This is a genomic window from Chitinivorax tropicus, assembly GCF_014202905.1.
Classification (GTDB): domain Bacteria; phylum Pseudomonadota; class Gammaproteobacteria; order Burkholderiales; family SCOH01; genus Chitinivorax; species Chitinivorax tropicus.
On record NZ_JACHHY010000067.1, the window covers coordinates 1 to 2,578 of the forward strand.

General features: G+C 48.6%; 2 protein-coding genes. Both read right to left on the minus strand.

Going from position 1 to position 2,578, the window contains the following annotated elements; all coding sequences use genetic code 11:
• Window positions 1-160: 160 nt before the first annotated feature.
• Window positions 161-904: a hypothetical protein gene (locus HNQ59_RS19230; protein ID WP_184042006.1), complete on the minus strand. Its 744-nt coding sequence runs from the start codon at window positions 902-904 to the stop codon at window positions 161-163.
• A gap of 22 nt (window positions 905-926) precedes the next feature.
• Window positions 927-2,291, minus strand: a complete 1,365-nt coding sequence (locus HNQ59_RS19235; protein WP_184042007.1) for a M23 family metallopeptidase — start codon at window positions 2,289-2,291, stop codon at window positions 927-929.
• Between the last annotated feature and the right edge of the window lie 287 nt (window positions 2,292-2,578).

Below are 2,578 nucleotides of genomic sequence, written 5' to 3' on the forward strand. Positions count from 1 at the left end.
CCTGCCCCCCCAGGCTGTGGGCGCTGGCCCAGTCTTCCGGTACCAGGCGGCTGTGCGCGAATAGGGCCAGTTGGTGGCCACAGGCGTCTGTCAACAGGCTGTCTGTGTTGTCGTCACTCAGCTCTTCGATCCGGAAGGCTACGCCTGCTTCGCAAACCACTTAGGGCAGATCATAGATGGGATCATTTGGTAGTTTTTTCTGTTCACCTGGCTGCCCCCACTCGTCATTTCCAGTAGAGCCTAATATCATTTGATTATTCTTATCCTTAACCAGCCCAACCCACATTGAAACTTTGTAAACCTCTTTATTACCAGTTTGGCGATATGAAAAATTCACATCATACCCATCTAATTTCCTCTTGAAAGTCGGCCCCCTCATGACAACCCCTTCATCAGAGTAAAATACATATAACCTGCCATCCGATTTATTCAAGGCTAACATGGACATACCCTGCTCTGCTCCTGATTTACCAACTACATTTGAACGGCAACTAACATTAATAAACGTCACATCATTAAACTGCTTAAGAACACTCACAGAGGCATTCTCGGAACAATCTTTAGATAGGAAAGAATCATACCTCCCGATTACCTTCTTGCCTAAAAAACGCCTAATCTCATATTTTTGCACATTTTTCTCACTTCCAAATGGCTCAAACAGTCCAATACGCTCACCAGTTTTTCTATTAATCAGCACTGCTTCATTTCTATCCGCATACAACCATCTTTCATCATCTGACATATCATCGCGGCGCTCTGGCTCACGATTTAACATGCTCATGTTCTCTTTGATCTCACGCATGATGCGCTGATCATTCGCTTTATCCGCCCATGAAAGGCCCGGAAAAAAAGCTGAAGCCAGAAGAACAAATACAGAGACTACACGTACCTGATTCGCAAGCATCGATCATTCCTTATCAATTCTATTATTTGCAGTTCTTAATCAATGGCAGTGGATCAACCCGCTTCTTTCCGCCCTTTTTATCCTGCACATACACTTCAAAATGAAGATGCCCAGCATCCTTTTTTTCACCAGTAAAACCGACCCCAACCATTCCTTTTGCATTACCGGTGTCCCCCGTCTTGCCAATCAATTGTCCAGCCTCAACTGCCAGCACCTTGCCTTTGGCCGGCTCGACCAAGAACTCACTCAGGTGTCCATAAAAGAAGTGGACGTAGTCTTTCTCATCCACACCTTGATCCATCAAGTATTTTCTATCGCGCTCTGGCAGGTCGTTCATCGAGGCTTTGATGGTCAGACAATTTCCATATCCTTTGTCATTCTTCTTGGCATGCCGGATCTCGACCACGCCATTTACCACCGCAAAGGCTTCCGTTCCCTTGGCTGCCTGTAAATCGATCCCATGATGCCAGCGTGGTACCACCTTACCTTTTTTGATTTCTGTACGATTCGGCCCAAAGCTCGACTTCAAGCGAGCATGCTTCGGGTTGGTAATACTGTCATGATACCCGCCAATGCGTATTGCGCACGCCGCCAACGGGTTATGCCAACGCTCATCCCCTCCTACGCACACCATGGCCGCAATCTCGCCAGTCTCTTTTCCGGTGATGGATGGCGCTGGCGGCTTGCCAGCTGTGACAGGTGCTGATTTGACTGGAGCCGTGCTCGATGCGGGAGGGGCTGGCTTGGCTGATTGTGGCGATGGTGTCTTCCCTGCCTTGCCATGACTAGGTTTTTTGACCGGTGCCTTGGGGGGTTTACGCCTGATCTTAAAACCGAGCAAAGGCTCCAACACATCAAAAGCTGATTTCTCTTCAAATCCTTCATGATTGCACATGAAATTCTTGACCAGAATGTGAGCATCCATATGGTTGATCAGCCAGTAATAGTAGGCTTCGGCATAGTCACCCTCAAAATCTTTGGCATATTCTTCAGCAGCCTCAATCCGCTGCATATCGGTATACTGCTTGCCGGGTTTTAACTGACCTCCTAGTTTTCTTAACGCCTTATCCTTCTGTAAAGACTTCAGTTTGCCAGTCATGAATAGCACCCCACCCTTACTCCCTTCATGGTGCAGCGCATAGGCAACCTTGATTTGCTGATCCGGCGGCAACTTGAATGCATCAATGCCGGTGCTGTCCTTCAACTTTGTCAAATTCTTGTGGGCATACCACGCAGCTGCATCGATAGCCAGAGCAGGATCAAGCCGCAATTCCAAGATTTGCTCATACTTACCGCTGGAAATCGGCTTGCGTTTCTGCCCATTCGGTATGTAAAGGGTCATCCCATCATTGCATAACTCATTGGCCCCAATCAGCTTCAACGCCATCAGATTCCCCTGCGACCCTGCAGTGGCAACATACTCAACCCATGCGGGTGGCTTGAACTGTGTCAACCCCCAAGCATCATCACATTTCGAGTCTGCACGCCATTCTCCGGTTTTCTTGACTTTTGCTGCCTCGGCATTGATGATCGCTGCCAGGGCATGCGGAGTGAATCCATAGCGCTTCGCAGCCTCAATCAGGTAGGCGCGATATTTCTCATTCGCCTTCTGCAGATACAGGTTTTCCGAGGTGAAGATGGGGGCGGTCAGCTTGGTGGGCAGTCCGCCTTTCA

Bases quoted from the DNA above. Each gene is read 5' to 3' on its own strand.
- HNQ59_RS19230 (WP_184042006.1), bottom strand. From the start codon at position 904: ATGCTTGCGAATCAGGTACGTGTAGTCTCTGTATTTGTTCTTCTGGCT.
- HNQ59_RS19235 (WP_184042007.1), bottom strand. From the start codon at position 2,291: ATGGCGTTGAAGCTGATTGGGGCCAATGAGTTATGCAATGATGGGATG.